The following is a 15,446-nucleotide window of genomic DNA, read 5'->3' on the forward strand; positions in this document are numbered from 1 at the left end:
AAAAGTAAAAAGTAAAAAGTAAAAAGTAAAAAGTAAAAAGTAAAAAGTAAAAAGTAAAAAGTAAAAAGTAAAAAGTAAAAAGTAAAAAGTAAAAAGTAAAAAGTAAAAAGTAAAAAGTAAAAAGTAAAAAGTAATTTTGCACTACTCACTACTCACTACTCACTACTCACTACTCACTACTCACTACTCACTACTCACTACTCAATAACCATACTTATCTTTCCATCTGTTTTTTAAAAATTGACGTAATTCTTTTTCACGAGCATTTTCGCCAGGTTCAAAGAATTTAGTTTCCGCAATTTCAGTTGGTAAAAACTCTTGCTCGGCAAAGTTGTTAGGAAAATCGTGTGAGTATTTGTACTCTTCGCCATAACCTAACTCTTTCATTAGTTTGGTTGGAGCATTTCGTAAGTGAATTGGAACCGGTAAATCACCAGTTTGTTTTACCATTTGTTGCGCTTTCCCAATCGCCATATAACTCGCGTTACTTTTTGCTGAAGTTGCCAAATAAATCGCACATTGACTCAAAATAATTCTGCTTTCAGGATAACCAATGGTGGTTACGGCTTGAAACGTATTATTTGCCATTATCAATGCCGTTGGATTGGCATTTCCAATATCTTCACTGGCTAAAATAAGCATTCTTCGGGCGATGAATTTTACATCTTCGCCACCTTCAATCATTCGAGCTAACCAATACACCGCACCATTTGGGTCGCTTCCACGAATTGATTTGATGAATGCGGAAACAATATCATAATGTTGTTCGCCTGTTTTGTCATACAATACCGTGTTTTTTTGCACCAATTGCATTACTTTTTCATTTGTAACTTCTATGAGTGCTGAGCTTGTCGAAGTATCGGTTGCATTAATGACCAATTCGAAAATATTCAATAATTTTCTTCCATCTCCACCCGAAAGTCTTAACAAAGCTTCGGTTTCTTTTAATTGAATGTCTTTGTTTTGTAGCTGAATATCGGTTTTCATAGCACGATGTAATAAAGCTTCCAAATCTTCTTTGGTAAACGCATTCAAAACATAAACCTGACATCTTGACAATAAAGCAGGAATGACTTCAAAACTCGGATTTTCAGTGGTTGCGCCTATCAAAGTTACCCAACCTTTTTCTACCGCAGCTAATAGTGAATCTTGTTGCGATTTAGAAAAACGATGAATCTCGTCAATAAATAAAATCGGATTTTTTGCGGTGAATAAACCGCTGCTTTGCTTTGCTTTTTCAATAACTTCACGAATGTCTTTTACTCCAGAATGTATCGCACTCAATTGATAAAACGGACGTTTACTTTCTTGCGCCATAATTTGCGCTAAGGTCGTTTTCCCAGTTCCGGGTGGTCCCCATAAAATTAAACTTGGGATTAATCCTTTGGCAATTTGTTGCGTTAAAGAACCATCAGGTCCAACTAAGTGCAATTGGCTGATGTAATCTGATAATTGTTGTGGGCGAATGCGTTCGGCTAATGGTTGATTCATGACGTAAAATTACAATTTTATGACAAATGTGCATAGAAATAATTTTGGCTTTATCTTTGAACGCAATTCAACATGGAAAAACAGCATGATAATCCTTTTCAGTTTACAAAAGCGGTCATTTTATTACCGCTATTTTTTGTATTGACTTTATGGTTGGTTTTTTGGTACGAGTTGCATTTTCATCATAGTTTGTCGCATTTTGGAATTTATCCAAGGGAAGTTTTTGGATTAAAAGGAATTCTTTTTAGTCCGTTTTTACATGGCGATATTGAACATTTGGCCAATAATTCTGTTGCTTTATTAGTGTTGTTACCTATTTTGAGATATTTCTACAAGGAACAATCATTTGTCGTGTTGTTTTTGGGAATTCTGTTTTCAGGATTAGGAACTTGGTTGCTCGGAAGACCAAGTTATCACATTGGCGCTAGTGGATTAATCTATGCTTTGGTAAGTTTTATTTTCTTCAAAGGTATTTTTACCAAATATTATCGATTAGTTGCTTTATCCTTCACTATCGTAATTTTATACGGCGGAAGCGTTTGGTATATGTTTCCGAATGTGAAAGAAGGTATTTCTTGGGAAGGCCATTTAGCTGGATTTATTGTAGGATTAGCATTAGCATTAGTTTTAAAAACGCCACAATTTGGGAAAACAATTTTTTACGAATGGCAAAAACCCGATTTCAATCCTGAACTCGATCCATTTATGAAAAACTTCGACGAAAAAGGAAATTTTAATCCGCCACCAAAACCTGAAGAAATGATTAGAGAATATTTCAATTCTTCTATGAAAGTGGTTTATGAGTTTTTGGGAGGGAAGAAGTAATTTTAAAAAAAAATGCTTCTGGATTCAGAAGCATTTTATAAAATATCTATATAAGATTACATTCTCTGTCTAACCACTTCATACAAAAAAGCACCGCAAGCTACAGAAACATTTAACGATTCGATAGTTCCAAACATAGGTAATTTTGCTTTTTCATCAACAATTTTTAATACAGATGGATTTACTCCTCTGTCTTCGCTACCCATAATAATTGCTACGCCTTCGTTGAAGTTGATGTCAAAAATGTGTTGGTCCGTTTTTTCAGTTGCCGCAACGGTTTTGATTCCGCTTCCTTGTAAATAGAAAATAGCATCTTTAATGTGGTCTACTTTACAAATCGGTACATTAAAAACAGCTCCAGCCGAAGTTTTAACCGTATCACCATTCACAGGGGCCGAACCTTGTTTTTGGATAATGATTCCGTCAACACCCGTACATTCTGCAGTTCTAATGATAGCGCCAAAGTTACGCGCATCAGATAATTGATCTAAAATTAGGAATAAAGGTTTTTTACCACTTTCAATAACACTTTCAACCATAGTTTCTAAGGCTACAAAAGAAATAGGAGCAATGGTTGCCACCGCACCTTGGTGATTATTTGGAGTTAATCGGTTTAGTTTTTCAACAGGAACGTAAGAAAAGTTAATGTTGTTTCTTTTCATCGTTTTCATCAAATCCTGCATCAAGTCGCCTTGCGCATCTTTTTGAACGAATACTTTGTCAATTTCCTTTTTAGCGTTAATTGCTTCAATTATTGCTCTAATCCCGAATATTTGGTTGTCTTTTTCCATGGTGCAAAGATAGGATTTTAGTTTGATTTTTGGAGAGTTTCTAATTTAGTGAATTAGAAATTCGTTTTAAAACTAATATGCACAATAGAATTCGAAAGTTTTATCGCTTGTTCGCTCGTGCTTCCATTAGCGTAAACTAAATTGAATAATCCGTTTTTGGTAAACAATCCAAATCCGAAACCTAAACCTAATAATCGGTCTTCAATGTTAGCAGTTTTGTCTTGGAAATAGCCGAAATCGGTAATAGAATGTAAATATAAATTAGAAGCTAATAAATAACGATATTCCGCTATGATTCCGCTATACGCATTCGCTTGCAAACTGTTCTCGTTGAAACCTCGAATCGAATTAATTCCTCCAAATCGAAACAATTCATTTATAATGTAATTATCACTTTGTAAATAAAAAGATTGATTTCTAACAAAAATGCTGTTTTTCTGATTCAGATTAAAACTATAATTCAAATCTAATTGTGTAAAAAACTGACTCGTTTTCTGAGATGCAATTGTTCGATTTCCTGTTCCAAATTTTATAAAAACTTTTGCTTTTTCAGGAAAAATAAAACTATCGGGATTTAACTCAAGATGCTCAAAACTTGAAGTTAAAAAGGTGTTGGTAAAATCATTCAAACTAAATGAATTCGTATTTTGAATATCTACAGAAGTTGTTTTTTGATAACCTACAAAAGCTTTCGTGTTGTAAGCGAAATAGTAACCCAAATTCAAATCGGTCATGGTATTCTGAAAAGTGGAATCTTGTTTAAAAATTCTCAAATTCGCTTTAATTCCAATAGGACTTTTGAAGATATACGGCAATTCTGTTCCGATGTTGAAAGAAGTTTGTTTGTTGCCATCGTTTTTCCAATACAAATTGAATTTTTCTCCCGTGTTTAAAATGTTTTGCAATTGTAAATCTAAATAGCCATTAAAAGTTAATTTACTTTTATCGTCATTAGAGAATCCAATAAAACCATCAAATTTATTCGGTTTCGATTTTTCAACGTAAACGAAAATCTTGGTGGAATCGGTAGTAAATAAAATTTCAGGATATTTGATTTGATTCACGAATTGCAATTTGTCAAAAGTATCGTTAATCTGTTTTAAATTGTCTTGATTGAAAGTGGCTTTTTTGGCTTTTTTGGTGATTGCTTTTTTAATCCCTGTTGGAAATTTATCATAACCTACAATTACTAAATCGGTAATATTTCTTTTCGAATTGAGTTTTAGTTGTAATTCAGAAAACAAATTATTCTCAATTTTTCGTTGATTAATCAATTGTAAATTTGCTAAGGAATAGCCTTTCTTTTCTAATAAAGCGATTTTACCTTTCATGAAATTCTCTACTTCATTTGTGGCAATAATCAAAGTGTCACTTTCTAATTGCAGCAACAATTTTTCTTCGGTAGAAAGTTTACCTATATATATAGTGTTGTTTTTTATCGGATTTCCCAAATTGTATTTAAAAACAAAACTGCTGTCATTCACTTTTTTCTGTTCCAATAACTGCCAATCAAAATAACCTTGATTTGTTAATTTACTTTCAAAACGTTTTTGTTCTTCTAAAATAGAAGCCACCGAAGCGTGTTTGGATTCGTATTGCAAACTATCAATGGTTTTGTTTTCTTTTTCAGATGTTCCAGCTACTTCTAAATAGAAGTTTTGTCCCAATGAAAATTGGAAGCATAGACATACGATAAAAAGAAGAATAGATTTCATTGCTGTAAAGAAACGAAAAAAAGCAAAATAAATTTTATTTGTAGTACTGTGTTGTTGTTCTATTTTGATAACTCAATACAAATCAAATTACTACTAAAATGTAATCATATTGAAAATTAATAAATTATGATTTGGAAAGTAAAAAATAATTCCTACATTTGCAACCCCGTAAAAAGCGGGAATTTTAAACAGTAAAAATTTTTAGTATTTAATTATGCCAACAATTCAACAATTAGTAAGAACAGGGAGAACCCAAATAACTAAGAAGAGTAAATCGGCTGCTTTAGATTCTTGTCCTCAAAGAAGAGGTGTGTGTACTCGTGTTTACACAACAACTCCTAAAAAACCAAACTCAGCAATGAGAAAGGTAGCTAGGGTTCGTTTAACAAACGGTAACGAGGTGAATGCATACATTCCTGGAGAAGGTCACAATCTACAAGAGCACTCGATAGTATTAGTTAGAGGTGGAAGAGTAAAAGATTTACCAGGTGTACGTTACCACATCGTACGTGGAGCATTAGACACTGCGGGTGTTGCAGGAAGAACACAACGTAGATCTAAGTATGGAGCAAAACGTCCAAAACCAGGACAAGCACCTGCACCAACTGGAAAGAAAAAGTAATTTAAAATCTTTTAAAGAAAAGACATGAGAAAAAGAGCGGCCAAAAAAAGACCACTTTTACCAGATCCAAAATTTAACGATCAGTTAGTAACACGTTTTGTGAATAACTTAATGTGGGATGGTAAAAAATCAACAGCTTTTAAAGTTTTCTATGATGCATTAGAAATCGTTGAAACTAAAAAGCAAGATGCAGAAAAATCTGCTTTAGAGATTTGGAAAGATGCATTAACAAACGTTATGCCTCACGTAGAAGTTCGTTCACGTAGAGTGGGTGGAGCTACATTTCAAATTCCAATGCAAATTCGTCCAGATAGAAAGATTTCTTATGCTATCAAATGGATGATTCTTTATGCAAGAAGAAGAAACGAAAAATCAATGGCAGGTAAATTAGCTTCTGAAATTTTAGCTGCGGCTAAAGAAGAAGGTGCTGCTGTTAAGAAAAGAATGGATACTCACAAAATGGCAGATGCTAATAAAGCATTCTCTCACTTTAGATTTTAATTCGTATAGAAATGGCTAGAGATTTAAAATATACAAGAAACATTGGAATTGCTGCTCACATTGATGCTGGTAAAACAACAACTACTGAGCGTATCTTATTCTATACTGGAAAATCACACAAAATTGGTGAAGTACATGATGGTGCTGCAACAATGGACTGGATGGCACAAGAGCAAGAAAGAGGTATTACAATTACTTCTGCTGCTACAACTTGTGAATGGAGTTTTCCAACAGAGCAAGGAAAAATTTTATCAGAATCAAAACCTTACCACTTTAATATTATCGATACTCCTGGTCACGTTGACTTTACAGTTGAGGTAAACCGTTCGTTACGTGTATTAGATGGTTTAGTGTTTTTATTTAGTGCAGTTGATGGTGTTGAGCCTCAATCTGAAACTAACTGGAGATTAGCAGATCAATATAGAGTTCCACGTATGGGATTCGTAAACAAAATGGACCGTCAAGGTTCTAACTTCTTAAATGTTTGTCAACAAGTGAAAGACATGTTGAAATCAAACGCGGTTGCTATTACTTTACCTATTGGTGAAGAAAATGATTTCAAAGGAGTAGTTGATTTAGTGAAAAACCAAGCTATTATTTGGCATGACGAAACTCAAGGGGCAACTTTTGATATTGTGCCTATCCCAGCAGATATGGTTGACGAAGTAAAACAATACCGTTCAATTTTAATTGAAGAGATTGCTACTTACGACGAAAACTTGTTGGAAAAATATATGGAAGACGAAAACTCTATTACTGAGGATGAAATCAATACAGCTTTAAGAGCTGCTACAATTGATATGGCTATCATTCCTATGATTGCTGGTTCTTCATTCAAAAATAAAGGAGTTCAGTTCATGTTAGATGCAGTATGTAAATACTTGCCATCGCCAATGGATAAAGAAGGTATCGAGGGAATCCATCCTGATGATAAAGATTTATTAGAAGAAGATCAAAAGAAAATTTTACGTCGTCCTGATCCAAAAGAGCCTTTTGCAGCTTTAGCATTTAAAATCGCTACTGACCCTTATGTTGGTCGTTTAGCTTTCTTCCGTGCTTATTCAGGTCGTTTAGATGCGGGTTCTTATATCTTGAACACTCGTTCTGGAAACAAAGAGCGTATATCTCGTATTTATCAAATGCACGCTAACAAACAAAATCCAATCGAATATATTGAGGCTGGAGATATTGGAGCGGCTGTAGGATTTAAGGATATCAAGACAGGAGATACAATGTGTGATGAAAAACACCCAATTATTCTTGAGTCAATGAAATTCCCTGATCCAGTAATTGGTATCGCTATTGAGCCAAAAACAAAAGCTGACGTAGATAAAATGGGTATGGCTTTAGCTAAATTAGCAGAAGAAGATCCAACGTTTACTGTTAGAACTGATGAGGCTTCAGGTCAAACGATTATTTCAGGTATGGGTGAGTTACACTTAGACATCCTTGTAGATCGTATGAAACGTGAGTTTAAAGTTGAGGTTAACCAAGGTGAGCCACAAGTAGAGTATAAAGAAGCGTTCACAAAATCTGCACAACACAGAGAAGTTTACAAAAAACAATCTGGAGGTCGTGGTAAATTTGGTGATATCGTATTCCGTTTAGAACCTGCTGATTTAGTAGACGGTAAAGCTCCTATGGGATTACAGTTTGTTAATGAAGTAAAAGGTGGTAACGTACCAAAAGAATATATTCCAGCTGTAGAAAAAGGTTTCAGAGAAGCTATGAAAGCAGGTCCTTTAGCAGGATATGCTGTAGATAGTTTGAAAGTAACTTTATTAGACGGATCTTTCCACCCTGTGGATTCTGATGCTCTTTCTTTTGAATTAGCTGCAAAAATGGGATATAAAGAAGTTGGACGTGCTGCTGGAGCTGTTATTCTTGAGCCAATCATGAAAATCGAAGTTATTACTCCAGAAGAAAACATGGGTGATATCGTAGGTGACTTGAACCGTCGTAGAGGTCAAGTAAATGATATGGGTGATAGAAATGGTGCTAAAACTATCAAAGCTGATGTGCCTTTATCTGAAATGTTTGGTTATGTAACTACATTAAGAACATTATCATCTGGTAGAGCTACTTCAACAATGGAGTTTTCACATTATGCAGAAACACCTTCTAATATTTCAGAAGCTGTAATCAAAAAAGCAAAAGGTAACGCTTAATTTTTAAGAAAATGAGTCAAAAAATCAGAATAAAATTAAAATCTTACGATCACAATTTAGTAGATAAATCTGCTGAGAAGATTGTAAAAACTGTAAAAAGTACAGGTGCAGTGGTGACAGGTCCAATTCCATTACCAACTCACAAAAAGATTTTTACTGTATTACGTTCTCCACACGTTAATAAAAAATCAAGAGAGCAATTCGAATTAAGTTCATATAAGAGATTGTTAGATATCTACAGTTCTTCTTCTAAAACTATCGATGCTTTAATGAAATTGGAATTACCTAGCGGAGTTGAAGTAGAAATCAAAGTATAATTGATTTAGATTTAAAAATCGCAATAAATTGAAAAAACCGTTAATGTTGTAAGCATTACGGTTTTTTTCTTATCATTTTTGTTGAGTAAAAAAGCCTTTTTTAAAGAAATTTTACTTAACTATTTATTTTTGCGATAATTAAAAAATAATTTATATATTTGCACCCTCAAAATGAGTAGTGTGCAAATACTATTTGTTATATAAAAAAGAGTTTAATTAATAATTAGTTTAATATGTCTGGGTTAATCGGAAGAAAAATTGGCATGACTAGCATCTTTGATGAGAACGGGAAAAATATTCCTTGTACTGTAATCGAGTGTGGTCCATGCGTTGTTACCCAAGTCAGAACCAATGAAGTAGACGGATATTCTGCTATTCAGTTAGGTTTCGATGACAAAGCTGAAAAACGTTCTATTAAAGCTGAGTTAGGTCACTTTAAGAAAGCGGGAACAGCTGCAAAGAAAAAAGTCGTTGAATTCAAAGGTTTTGAACAGGAGTACAAATTAGGCGATGTAATCGCTGTTGACTTATTCGCAGAAGGTGAATTTGTTGATGTTGTTGGAGTATCAAAAGGTAAAGGATTCCAAGGGGTTGTAAAACGTCATGGTTTTGGAGGTGTTGGACAAGCTACACATGGTCAACATAACCGTTTGAGAGCACCTGGTTCTGTAGGAGCTTCGTCTTATCCGTCAAGAGTATTCAAAGGAATGCGTATGGCTGGAAGAACTGGAGGAGAAAATGTAACAGTACAAAACCTTAGAGTTTTAAAAGTGGTTGGAGAAAAGAATCTTTTAGTGATAAAAGGTTGTGTACCAGGTCATAAAAACTCTTATGTAATCATTCAGAAGTAATGGAAGTAAAAGTTTTAGATATCAACGGAAAAGAAACTGGAAGAAAAGTTCAACTTTCTGATTCAGTTTTCGCAATTGAGCCTAACAAGCACGCGGTTTATCTTGATGTTAAGCAATACTTAGCAAATCAAAGACAAGGAAATCATAAAGCAAAAGAAAGAGCTGAAGTTGCTGGAAGTACTCGTAAAATCAAGAAACAAAAAGGGACAGGAACTGCTCGTGCAGGATCTGCAAAAAATCCTTTGTTTAAAGGAGGAGGTACTGTTTTTGGACCAAGACCAAGAAGCTACTCGTTCAAATTGAATAAAAACTTAAAAAGATTAGCTCGTAAATCGGCTTTATCTTTAAAAGTAAATGAATCAAATTTAGTAGTAGTAGAAGATTTTACATTTGAAACACCAAGCACTAAAAATTTCATTAACGTATTGAAATCTTTAGGGTTAGAGAATAAAAAATCTTTATTTGTGTTGGGTGATACAAATAAAAATGTATATTTGTCGTCACGCAATTTAAAAGCGTCTAGCGTTGTAACTACTTCAGAATTAAGTACTTATGCAATTTTAAATGCAAAAAGTTTAGTTCTTTTAGAAGGTGCAGTAGACGGAATTGAAGCTAATTTAAGTAAATAATAAGATTATGAGTATCATAATTAAGCCTATTATAACTGAGAAAATAACTAAAGATGGTGAAGTTTTTAACCGTTTTGGTTTTGTAGTTGCAAAATCTGCTAACAAAATTCAAATCAAAAATGCTGTTGAGGCAGCTTTTGGAGTGAATGTAGTTGCAGTTAATACAATGAACTATAGAGCTGATAGAAGTGTTAAATATACCAAAAGTGGTTTAATCAGTGGGAAAACAAATGCTTACAAAAAAGCAGTTGTTCAAGTTCAAGAGGGAGAAACAATAGATTTTTATACTAATATCTAATAGAAAATGTCAGTTAGAAAATTAAAACCTATTACCCCAGGTCAGCGATTTAGAGTTGTTAATAGCTTTGACACTATTACAACTGATAAGCCGGAGCGTTCATTGATCGCACCGAAAAAAAACTCTGGAGGTAGAAATAGTCAAGGAAAAATGACCATGCGTTACACAGGCGGTGGTCACAAACAAAAGTATCGTATTATTGATTTTAAAAGAACTAAAGCTGGAATTCCTGCGACAGTTAAAACAATAGAGTATGATCCAAATCGTTCAGCTTTTATTTCATTGTTAGTGTATGCTGACGGAGCAAAAACTTATGTTATTGCACAAAATGGATTACAAGTTGGACAAACTGTAGTTTCAGGTGTTGATGCGTCTCCAGAAATTGGAAATGCAATGCCTTTAAGTAAAATTCCTCTAGGAACTGTTATTTCGTGTATCGAATTAAGACCAGGTCAAGGAGCTGTAATTGCTCGTTCTGCAGGAACTTTCGCTCAATTAATGGCAAGAGACGGAAAATATGCAACAATTAAAATGCCTTCAGGTGAAACAAGATTAATCTTGTTGACTTGTTCAGCAACAATTGGAGCTGTTTCTAACTCAGACCACCAATTAATCGTATCAGGTAAAGCTGGTAGATCAAGATGGTTAGGTAGAAGACCAAGAACAAGACCAGTAGCAATGAATCCAGTTGATCACCCAATGGGAGGTGGTGAAGGACGTTCATCTGGAGGTCATCCACGTTCAAGAAAAGGTTTACCTGCTAAAGGTTATAGAACTCGTTCTAAAGTTAACCCGAGTAATAAGTATATTGTAGAACGTAGAAAGAAATAATTAGATAGACATGGCACGTTCATTAAAAAAAGGACCATTCGTTCACTATAAATTAGAGAAGAAAGTTCAAGAAAATATTGCAGGTGGTAATAAAGGTGTTGTAAAGACTTGGTCTAGAGCATCTATGATTACTCCAGATTTTGTTGGACAGACAATCGCAGTTCACAATGGTCGTCAATTTGTTCCAGTTTATGTAACTGAGAACATGGTAGGACACAAATTAGGAGAGTTTTCACCAACAAGATCTTTTAGAGGTCATGCTGGAGCTAAAAATAAAGGTAAAAAATAAGAAGCAATGGGAGTTCGTAAAAGAGAAGTTGCGGATGCAAGAAAAGAGGCTAACAAGTCTATTGCATTTGCTAAATTAAATAACTGTCCAACTTCACCTAGAAAAATGCGCTTAGTTGCAGATTTAGTAAGAGGTCAGAAAGTTGAACTAGCTCTTAATATTTTAAGATTTAGTCAAAAAGAAGCTTCAAGAAAATTAGAAAAATTGTTATTATCTGCTATCAATAATTATATGCAGAAAAACGAAGACGCTAATTTAGAAGAAGCAGGCTTATTTGTAAAAACGATTACTGTAGATGGTGGTATGATGTTAAAAAGACTTCGTCCAGCTCCACAAGGTCGTGCACACAGAATTAGAAAACGTTCTAATCACGTAACAATCGTGTTAGGATCAAATAATAACACACAAAGCAATTAATAAACAGTATGGGACAAAAGACAAATCCAATAGGAAATAGACTTGGTATCATCAGAGGATGGGACTCAAACTGGTATGGAGGTAATGACTACGGTGATAAAATCGCTGAAGATTACAAAATCAGAAAGTATATCCATGCACGTTTATCTAAAGCTAGTGTATCAAAAATAATTATCGAGAGAACTTTAAAACTTGTAACCGTTACTATCACTACTGCTAGACCTGGTATTATTATCGGAAAAGGTGGTCAAGAGGTAGACAAGTTAAAAGAAGAACTTAAGAAAATTACTGACAAAGAAGTTCAAATTAACATCTTTGAAATTAAAAGACCTGAACTTGATGCTTACTTAGTAGGTACAAGTATTGCTCGTCAAATTGAAAGTAGAATTTCATACAGAAGAGCAATTAAAATGGCTATTGCTGCTGCAATGCGTATGAACGCAGAAGGTATCAAAGTACAAATTTCTGGTCGTTTGAATGGAGCTGAAATGGCGCGTTCAGAAAACTTTAAAGAAGGTAGAATTCCTTTGTCAACTTTCAGAGCTGATATTGATTATTCATTAGCTGAAGCACATACTACTTATGGTAGAATGGGTATCAAAGTATGGATAATGAAAGGTGAGGTTTATGGAAAAAGAGATCTTTCTCCGTTAGTTGGTATGGACAAACAAAAGTCTAAATCATCAGGATCATCTGCTCCAAAAAGAGAAGGTAAACCAAACGCACGCAAAAGAAAGTAATTATTTAAACTAAAGAAAAATGTTACAGCCTAAAAGAACAAAATACCGTAAGGTACAGAAAGGTAGAATGAAAGGCGTTTCTCAAAGAGGACACGAGCTTTCTAACGGAATGTTTGGTATCAAATCTTTAGATTCTTCATTTATTACTTCTCGTCAAATTGAAGCAGCTCGTATCGCAGCAACACGTTTCATGAAAAGAGAAGGTCAATTATGGATCAAAATATTTCCAGATAAACCTATTACAAAGAAACCATTAGAAGTACGTATGGGTAAAGGTAAAGGTGCAGTTGAATATTGGGCTGCAGTTGTTAAACCTGGTAAAATTATGTTTGAAGTTGGAGGAGTTCCTCTATCTGTTGCTAAAGAAGCTTTACGCTTAGCGGCTCAAAAACTTCCTGTTAAAACTAAGTTTATCGTTGCTAGAGATTTCGAAGCATAATCAAAATTTATTATGAAACAATCAGAAATTAAAAATCTATCTGCAGCTGAGTTACAAGAACAACTTAGTCAGTTAAAGAAAACGTATACCGACCTAAAAAATGCTCATGCAATATCTCCAATTCAAAATCCTCTTCAGTTAAGAACTTTAAGAAGATCGGTTGCGAGATTACATACAGAGTTAACTAAAAGAGAGTTACAATAATTGTACACTAGCTGAAAGATGGAAAAAAGAAATTTAAGAAAAGAGAGAATTGGTGTGGTGACTTCAAACAAAATGGAGAAATCTATTGTTGTGTCACAAACTACAAAAGTGAAACACCCATTATACGGTAAGTTCGTGTTGAAAACTAAAAAATATGTTGCACACGACGAAACAAACGATTGTAACATTGGAGATACTGTAAGAATTATGGAGACACGTCCATTAAGTAAATCTAAATGTTGGAGATTAGTTGAAATCATTGAAAGAGCGAAGTAATTATGGTACAACAAGAGTCAAGATTAAAAGTAGCAGATAACACAGGAGCGAAAGAAGTTCTTACGATCCGTGTTTTAGGAGGAACGAAACGTCGTTATGCCTCTGTTGGTGACAAAATTGTAGTTTCAATTAAAGATGCAACTCCAAACGGAAACGTTAAAAAAGGAGCAGTATCAACTGCAGTAGTTGTACGTACCAAAAAAGAAGTGAGAAGAGCTGATGGATCTTACATCCGTTTTGACGATAACGCATGTGTATTGTTAAACGCTGCAGGAGAAATGAGAGGAACTCGTGTTTTTGGTCCGGTTGCCAGAGAACTTCGTGAAAAACAATTCATGAAAATTGTATCATTAGCACCTGAAGTGCTTTAATTCTTATACAAATGATAAAGCTAAAAATTAAATCAGGAGATATCGTAAGAGTTATTGCTGGAGACCACAAAGGTTCTGAAGGTAAAGTTCTTAGAGTTCTTCGTGAGAAAAACAAAGCGGTTGTTGAAGGGGTTAACATGGTTTCAAAACATACTAAACCAAGTGCTAAAAACCCTCAAGGAGGAATCGTTAAGAAAGAAGCTCCTATTCATGTGTCTAACTTGTCTTTAATTGACCCTAAGTCAAAAGAAGTAACTAAAGTTGGTTTCAAACAAGAAGGAGACAAGAAAGTGAGATTTTCAAAAAAATCTAATCAAGTACTATAGTTATGGCATATATTCCTAGACTAAAAGAAGAATATAAGAGTAGAGTAATTGCTGCTCTTACAGAAGAATTCGGTTACAAAAACGTTATGCAAGTTCCAAAACTTGAAAAAATTGTTGTAAGCCGTGGAGTTGGTGCAGCTGTATCTGACAAAAAGTTAGTTGATTACGCTGTTGAAGAAATGACAAAAATTACTGGGCAAAAAGCAGTTGCTACTATTTCTAAAAAAGACGTTGCGTCTTTCAAATTAAGAAAAGGTATGCCAATTGGTGCTAAAGTAACTTTACGTGGAGAAAGAATGTATGAATTCTTAGATAGATTGATTACTTCATCTTTACCGCGTGTTAGAGATTTCAGCGGAATTAAATCTACAGGTTTTGACGGAAGAGGAAATTATAACTTAGGTGTTTTAGAACAAATCATTTTCCCTGAAATTGATATTGATAAAGTAAATAAAATATCTGGTTTTGATATCACTTTTGTAACATCTGCTCAAACAGATAAAGAAGCAAAATCATTATTAGCGGAATTAGGATTACCTTTTAAAAAGAATTAAGATATGGCTAAAGAATCAATGAAAGCCCGTGAGGTAAAGAGACAAGCAGTTGTTGACAAATATGCAGAAAAAAGAAAAGCGCTAAAAGCTGCTGGTGATTTTGAAGCATTACAAAAATTACCTAAAAATGCATCTCCAGTACGTTTACATAATCGTTGTAAATTAACAGGTAGACCAAGAGGGTATATGCGTCAATTCGGTCTTTCTCGTGTTACATTCCGTGAAATGGCTAACCAAGGATTAATTCCAGGTGTGAAAAAAGCATCTTGGTAATTTGAAATAAAGTTATTACTTTTGCAATCCAAAAAATAATTTAACTGGTTAAAGGTTCAATCCGCTGAGGGCGGATTGAAAACCATAACCGCAAATATATACATATGTATACAGATCCAATTGCCGATTATCTAACACGTGTTAGGAATGCAGTGAGAGCTAACCATAAAGTGGTTGAAATTCCAGCATCTAACATGAAGAAAGAAATCACAAAAATTTTATTCGATCAAGGATATATCTTAAGTTACAAATTTGAAGACAACTCTGTTCAGGGTTCAATCAAAATTGCTCTTAAATATGATAAAGACACGAAAGAGTCTGTTATCAAAGATATCCAAAGAATTAGTAAACCAGGTTTACGTAAATATGCAAGTTCAGCTAACTTACCAAGAATCTTAAATGGTTTAGGTATTGCTATTGTTTCTACATCAAAAGGATTGATGACTGGAAAACAAGCTAAGCAATTAAATGTTGGTGGAGAAGTAATTTGTTACGTATATTAATAATAAAGACGAGAC

The 15,446-nt window shown here is 34.1% G+C and carries 23 protein-coding genes; 20 read left to right on the forward strand and 3 right to left on the reverse strand.

Going from position 1 to position 15,446, the window contains the following annotated elements:
* Positions 1-201 precede the first annotated feature (201 nt).
* Positions 202-1,491: a replication-associated recombination protein A gene (locus G4L40_RS09690; protein ID WP_166237010.1), complete on the reverse strand. Its 1,290-nt coding sequence runs from the start codon at positions 1,489-1,491 to the stop codon at positions 202-204.
* Between the two features lie 72 nt (positions 1,492-1,563).
* Here G4L40_RS09690 and G4L40_RS09695 point away from each other — a divergent pair, with 72 nt between their 5' ends.
* Positions 1,564-2,316, forward strand: a complete 753-nt coding sequence (locus G4L40_RS09695; protein WP_166237011.1) for a rhomboid family intramembrane serine protease — start codon at positions 1,564-1,566, stop codon at positions 2,314-2,316.
* A 56-nt stretch (positions 2,317-2,372) separates the two neighbouring features.
* Here G4L40_RS09695 and rlmB read toward each other — a convergent pair whose 3' ends face one another.
* Both rlmB and G4L40_RS09705 read right to left on the reverse strand, forming a co-directional pair.
* Positions 2,373-3,107: a 23S rRNA (guanosine(2251)-2'-O)-methyltransferase RlmB gene (rlmB, locus tag G4L40_RS09700; RefSeq protein ID WP_166237012.1), complete on the reverse strand. Its 735-nt coding sequence runs from the start codon at positions 3,105-3,107 to the stop codon at positions 2,373-2,375.
* Between the two features lie 53 nt (positions 3,108-3,160).
* Positions 3,161-4,822 (reverse strand): BamA/TamA family outer membrane protein, encoded by a 1,662-nt coding sequence (locus G4L40_RS09705; RefSeq protein ID WP_166237013.1) that lies wholly within the window; start codon positions 4,820-4,822, stop codon positions 3,161-3,163.
* Between the two features lie 214 nt (positions 4,823-5,036).
* Here G4L40_RS09705 and rpsL point away from each other — a divergent pair, with 214 nt between their 5' ends.
* The 19 genes from rpsL (at position 5,037) to rpsH (ending at position 15,431) form a co-directional block, all read left to right on the forward strand.
* Entirely contained in the window at positions 5,037-5,444 is a 408-nt protein-coding gene (gene rpsL / locus G4L40_RS09710) for a 30S ribosomal protein S12 (RefSeq protein WP_026725646.1), read from the forward strand.
* A gap of 24 nt (positions 5,445-5,468) precedes the next feature.
* Entirely contained in the window at positions 5,469-5,945 is a 477-nt protein-coding gene (gene rpsG / locus G4L40_RS09715) for a 30S ribosomal protein S7 (RefSeq protein WP_073583337.1), read from the forward strand.
* A gap of 11 nt (positions 5,946-5,956) precedes the next feature.
* Positions 5,957-8,113: an elongation factor G gene (gene fusA / locus G4L40_RS09720; RefSeq protein WP_166237014.1), complete on the forward strand. Its 2,157-nt coding sequence runs from the start codon at positions 5,957-5,959 to the stop codon at positions 8,111-8,113.
* An 11-nt stretch (positions 8,114-8,124) separates the two neighbouring features.
* The gene (rpsJ, locus tag G4L40_RS09725; RefSeq protein WP_009779180.1) at positions 8,125-8,430 is read left to right on the forward strand and encodes a 30S ribosomal protein S10; all 306 of its coding nucleotides are present in this window, start codon (positions 8,125-8,127) and stop codon (positions 8,428-8,430) included.
* A gap of 233 nt (positions 8,431-8,663) precedes the next feature.
* Complete coding sequence (gene rplC, locus G4L40_RS09730; protein WP_166237015.1) at positions 8,664-9,281, forward strand: 50S ribosomal protein L3; 618 nt, start codon at positions 8,664-8,666, stop codon at positions 9,279-9,281.
* Positions 9,281-9,910, forward strand: a complete 630-nt coding sequence (rplD, locus tag G4L40_RS09735) for a 50S ribosomal protein L4 (RefSeq protein ID WP_166237016.1) — start codon at positions 9,281-9,283, stop codon at positions 9,908-9,910. The genes rplC and rplD overlap by 1 nt, the downstream gene beginning before the upstream one ends.
* Positions 9,911-9,917: 7 nt before the next feature.
* Positions 9,918-10,208, forward strand: a complete 291-nt coding sequence (rplW, locus tag G4L40_RS09740) for a 50S ribosomal protein L23 (RefSeq protein ID WP_166237017.1) — start codon at positions 9,918-9,920, stop codon at positions 10,206-10,208.
* Between the two features lie 6 nt (positions 10,209-10,214).
* Complete coding sequence (gene rplB / locus G4L40_RS09745) at positions 10,215-11,039, forward strand: 50S ribosomal protein L2 (protein WP_166237018.1); 825 nt, start codon at positions 10,215-10,217, stop codon at positions 11,037-11,039.
* 10 nt (positions 11,040-11,049) lie between these two features.
* Entirely contained in the window at positions 11,050-11,328 is a 279-nt protein-coding gene (gene rpsS, locus G4L40_RS09750; RefSeq protein ID WP_073583326.1) for a 30S ribosomal protein S19, read from the forward strand.
* Positions 11,329-11,334: 6 nt separating this feature from the next.
* Positions 11,335-11,745 (forward strand): 50S ribosomal protein L22, encoded by a 411-nt coding sequence (gene rplV / locus G4L40_RS09755; RefSeq protein ID WP_166237019.1) that lies wholly within the window; start codon positions 11,335-11,337, stop codon positions 11,743-11,745.
* Positions 11,746-11,753: 8 nt separating this feature from the next.
* The gene (gene rpsC, locus G4L40_RS09760) at positions 11,754-12,485 is read left to right on the forward strand and encodes a 30S ribosomal protein S3 (RefSeq protein ID WP_166237020.1); all 732 of its coding nucleotides are present in this window, start codon (positions 11,754-11,756) and stop codon (positions 12,483-12,485) included.
* Between the two features lie 19 nt (positions 12,486-12,504).
* Complete coding sequence (gene rplP, locus G4L40_RS09765; protein ID WP_008254483.1) at positions 12,505-12,924, forward strand: 50S ribosomal protein L16; 420 nt, start codon at positions 12,505-12,507, stop codon at positions 12,922-12,924.
* 12 nt (positions 12,925-12,936) lie between these two features.
* The gene (gene rpmC / locus G4L40_RS09770) at positions 12,937-13,128 is read left to right on the forward strand and encodes a 50S ribosomal protein L29 (RefSeq protein WP_073583320.1); all 192 of its coding nucleotides are present in this window, start codon (positions 12,937-12,939) and stop codon (positions 13,126-13,128) included.
* Between the two features lie 18 nt (positions 13,129-13,146).
* The gene (rpsQ, locus tag G4L40_RS09775; RefSeq protein ID WP_026725636.1) at positions 13,147-13,404 is read left to right on the forward strand and encodes a 30S ribosomal protein S17; all 258 of its coding nucleotides are present in this window, start codon (positions 13,147-13,149) and stop codon (positions 13,402-13,404) included.
* A gap of 2 nt (positions 13,405-13,406) precedes the next feature.
* Positions 13,407-13,775, forward strand: a complete 369-nt coding sequence (gene rplN, locus G4L40_RS09780) for a 50S ribosomal protein L14 (RefSeq protein WP_007803649.1) — start codon at positions 13,407-13,409, stop codon at positions 13,773-13,775.
* A gap of 11 nt (positions 13,776-13,786) precedes the next feature.
* The gene (gene rplX, locus G4L40_RS09785) at positions 13,787-14,101 is read left to right on the forward strand and encodes a 50S ribosomal protein L24 (RefSeq protein WP_026725635.1); all 315 of its coding nucleotides are present in this window, start codon (positions 13,787-13,789) and stop codon (positions 14,099-14,101) included.
* A 2-nt stretch (positions 14,102-14,103) separates the two neighbouring features.
* A complete protein-coding gene (gene rplE / locus G4L40_RS09790) occupies positions 14,104-14,655 on the forward strand; it encodes a 50S ribosomal protein L5 (protein ID WP_166237021.1) in 552 nt (183 codons plus the stop codon).
* Between the two features lie 3 nt (positions 14,656-14,658).
* Positions 14,659-14,928, forward strand: a complete 270-nt coding sequence (gene rpsN, locus G4L40_RS09795; protein ID WP_008254474.1) for a 30S ribosomal protein S14 — start codon at positions 14,659-14,661, stop codon at positions 14,926-14,928.
* Between the two features lie 104 nt (positions 14,929-15,032).
* Complete coding sequence (gene rpsH / locus G4L40_RS09800) at positions 15,033-15,431, forward strand: 30S ribosomal protein S8 (RefSeq protein WP_166237022.1); 399 nt, start codon at positions 15,033-15,035, stop codon at positions 15,429-15,431.
* The last annotated feature ends 15 nt before the right edge of the window (positions 15,432-15,446 follow it).

The sequence above is a fragment of the Flavobacterium celericrescens genome (assembly GCF_011392075.1).
In the GTDB taxonomy this organism is placed as follows: Bacteria; Bacteroidota; Bacteroidia; order Flavobacteriales; family Flavobacteriaceae; genus Flavobacterium; species Flavobacterium celericrescens.

What these genes read in the sequence shown, in the direction of transcription:
- G4L40_RS09690 (WP_166237010.1), bottom strand. Translation starts at nt 1,491, where the DNA reads ATGAATCAACCATTAGCCGAACGCATTCGCCCACAACAATTATCAGAT.
- G4L40_RS09695 (WP_166237011.1), top strand. Translation starts at nt 1,564, where the DNA reads ATGGAAAAACAGCATGATAATCCTTTTCAGTTTACAAAAGCGGTCATT.
- rlmB (WP_166237012.1), bottom strand. Translation starts at nt 3,107, where the DNA reads ATGGAAAAAGACAACCAAATATTCGGGATTAGAGCAATAATTGAAGCA.
- G4L40_RS09705 (WP_166237013.1), bottom strand. Translation starts at nt 4,822, where the DNA reads ATGAAATCTATTCTTCTTTTTATCGTATGTCTATGCTTCCAATTTTCA.
- rpsL (WP_026725646.1), top strand. Translation starts at nt 5,037, where the DNA reads ATGCCAACAATTCAACAATTAGTAAGAACAGGGAGAACCCAAATAACT.
- rpsG (WP_073583337.1), top strand. Translation starts at nt 5,469, where the DNA reads ATGAGAAAAAGAGCGGCCAAAAAAAGACCACTTTTACCAGATCCAAAA.
- fusA (WP_166237014.1), top strand. Translation starts at nt 5,957, where the DNA reads ATGGCTAGAGATTTAAAATATACAAGAAACATTGGAATTGCTGCTCAC.
- rpsJ (WP_009779180.1), top strand. Translation starts at nt 8,125, where the DNA reads ATGAGTCAAAAAATCAGAATAAAATTAAAATCTTACGATCACAATTTA.
- rplC (WP_166237015.1), top strand. Translation starts at nt 8,664, where the DNA reads ATGTCTGGGTTAATCGGAAGAAAAATTGGCATGACTAGCATCTTTGAT.
- rplD (WP_166237016.1), top strand. Translation starts at nt 9,281, where the DNA reads ATGGAAGTAAAAGTTTTAGATATCAACGGAAAAGAAACTGGAAGAAAA.
- rplW (WP_166237017.1), top strand. Translation starts at nt 9,918, where the DNA reads ATGAGTATCATAATTAAGCCTATTATAACTGAGAAAATAACTAAAGAT.
- rplB (WP_166237018.1), top strand. Translation starts at nt 10,215, where the DNA reads ATGTCAGTTAGAAAATTAAAACCTATTACCCCAGGTCAGCGATTTAGA.
- rpsS (WP_073583326.1), top strand. Translation starts at nt 11,050, where the DNA reads ATGGCACGTTCATTAAAAAAAGGACCATTCGTTCACTATAAATTAGAG.
- rplV (WP_166237019.1), top strand. Translation starts at nt 11,335, where the DNA reads ATGGGAGTTCGTAAAAGAGAAGTTGCGGATGCAAGAAAAGAGGCTAAC.
- rpsC (WP_166237020.1), top strand. Translation starts at nt 11,754, where the DNA reads ATGGGACAAAAGACAAATCCAATAGGAAATAGACTTGGTATCATCAGA.
- rplP (WP_008254483.1), top strand. Translation starts at nt 12,505, where the DNA reads ATGTTACAGCCTAAAAGAACAAAATACCGTAAGGTACAGAAAGGTAGA.
- rpmC (WP_073583320.1), top strand. Translation starts at nt 12,937, where the DNA reads ATGAAACAATCAGAAATTAAAAATCTATCTGCAGCTGAGTTACAAGAA.
- rpsQ (WP_026725636.1), top strand. Translation starts at nt 13,147, where the DNA reads ATGGAAAAAAGAAATTTAAGAAAAGAGAGAATTGGTGTGGTGACTTCA.
- rplN (WP_007803649.1), top strand. Translation starts at nt 13,407, where the DNA reads ATGGTACAACAAGAGTCAAGATTAAAAGTAGCAGATAACACAGGAGCG.
- rplX (WP_026725635.1), top strand. Translation starts at nt 13,787, where the DNA reads ATGATAAAGCTAAAAATTAAATCAGGAGATATCGTAAGAGTTATTGCT.
- rplE (WP_166237021.1), top strand. Translation starts at nt 14,104, where the DNA reads ATGGCATATATTCCTAGACTAAAAGAAGAATATAAGAGTAGAGTAATT.
- rpsN (WP_008254474.1), top strand. Translation starts at nt 14,659, where the DNA reads ATGGCTAAAGAATCAATGAAAGCCCGTGAGGTAAAGAGACAAGCAGTT.
- rpsH (WP_166237022.1), top strand. Translation starts at nt 15,033, where the DNA reads ATGTATACAGATCCAATTGCCGATTATCTAACACGTGTTAGGAATGCA.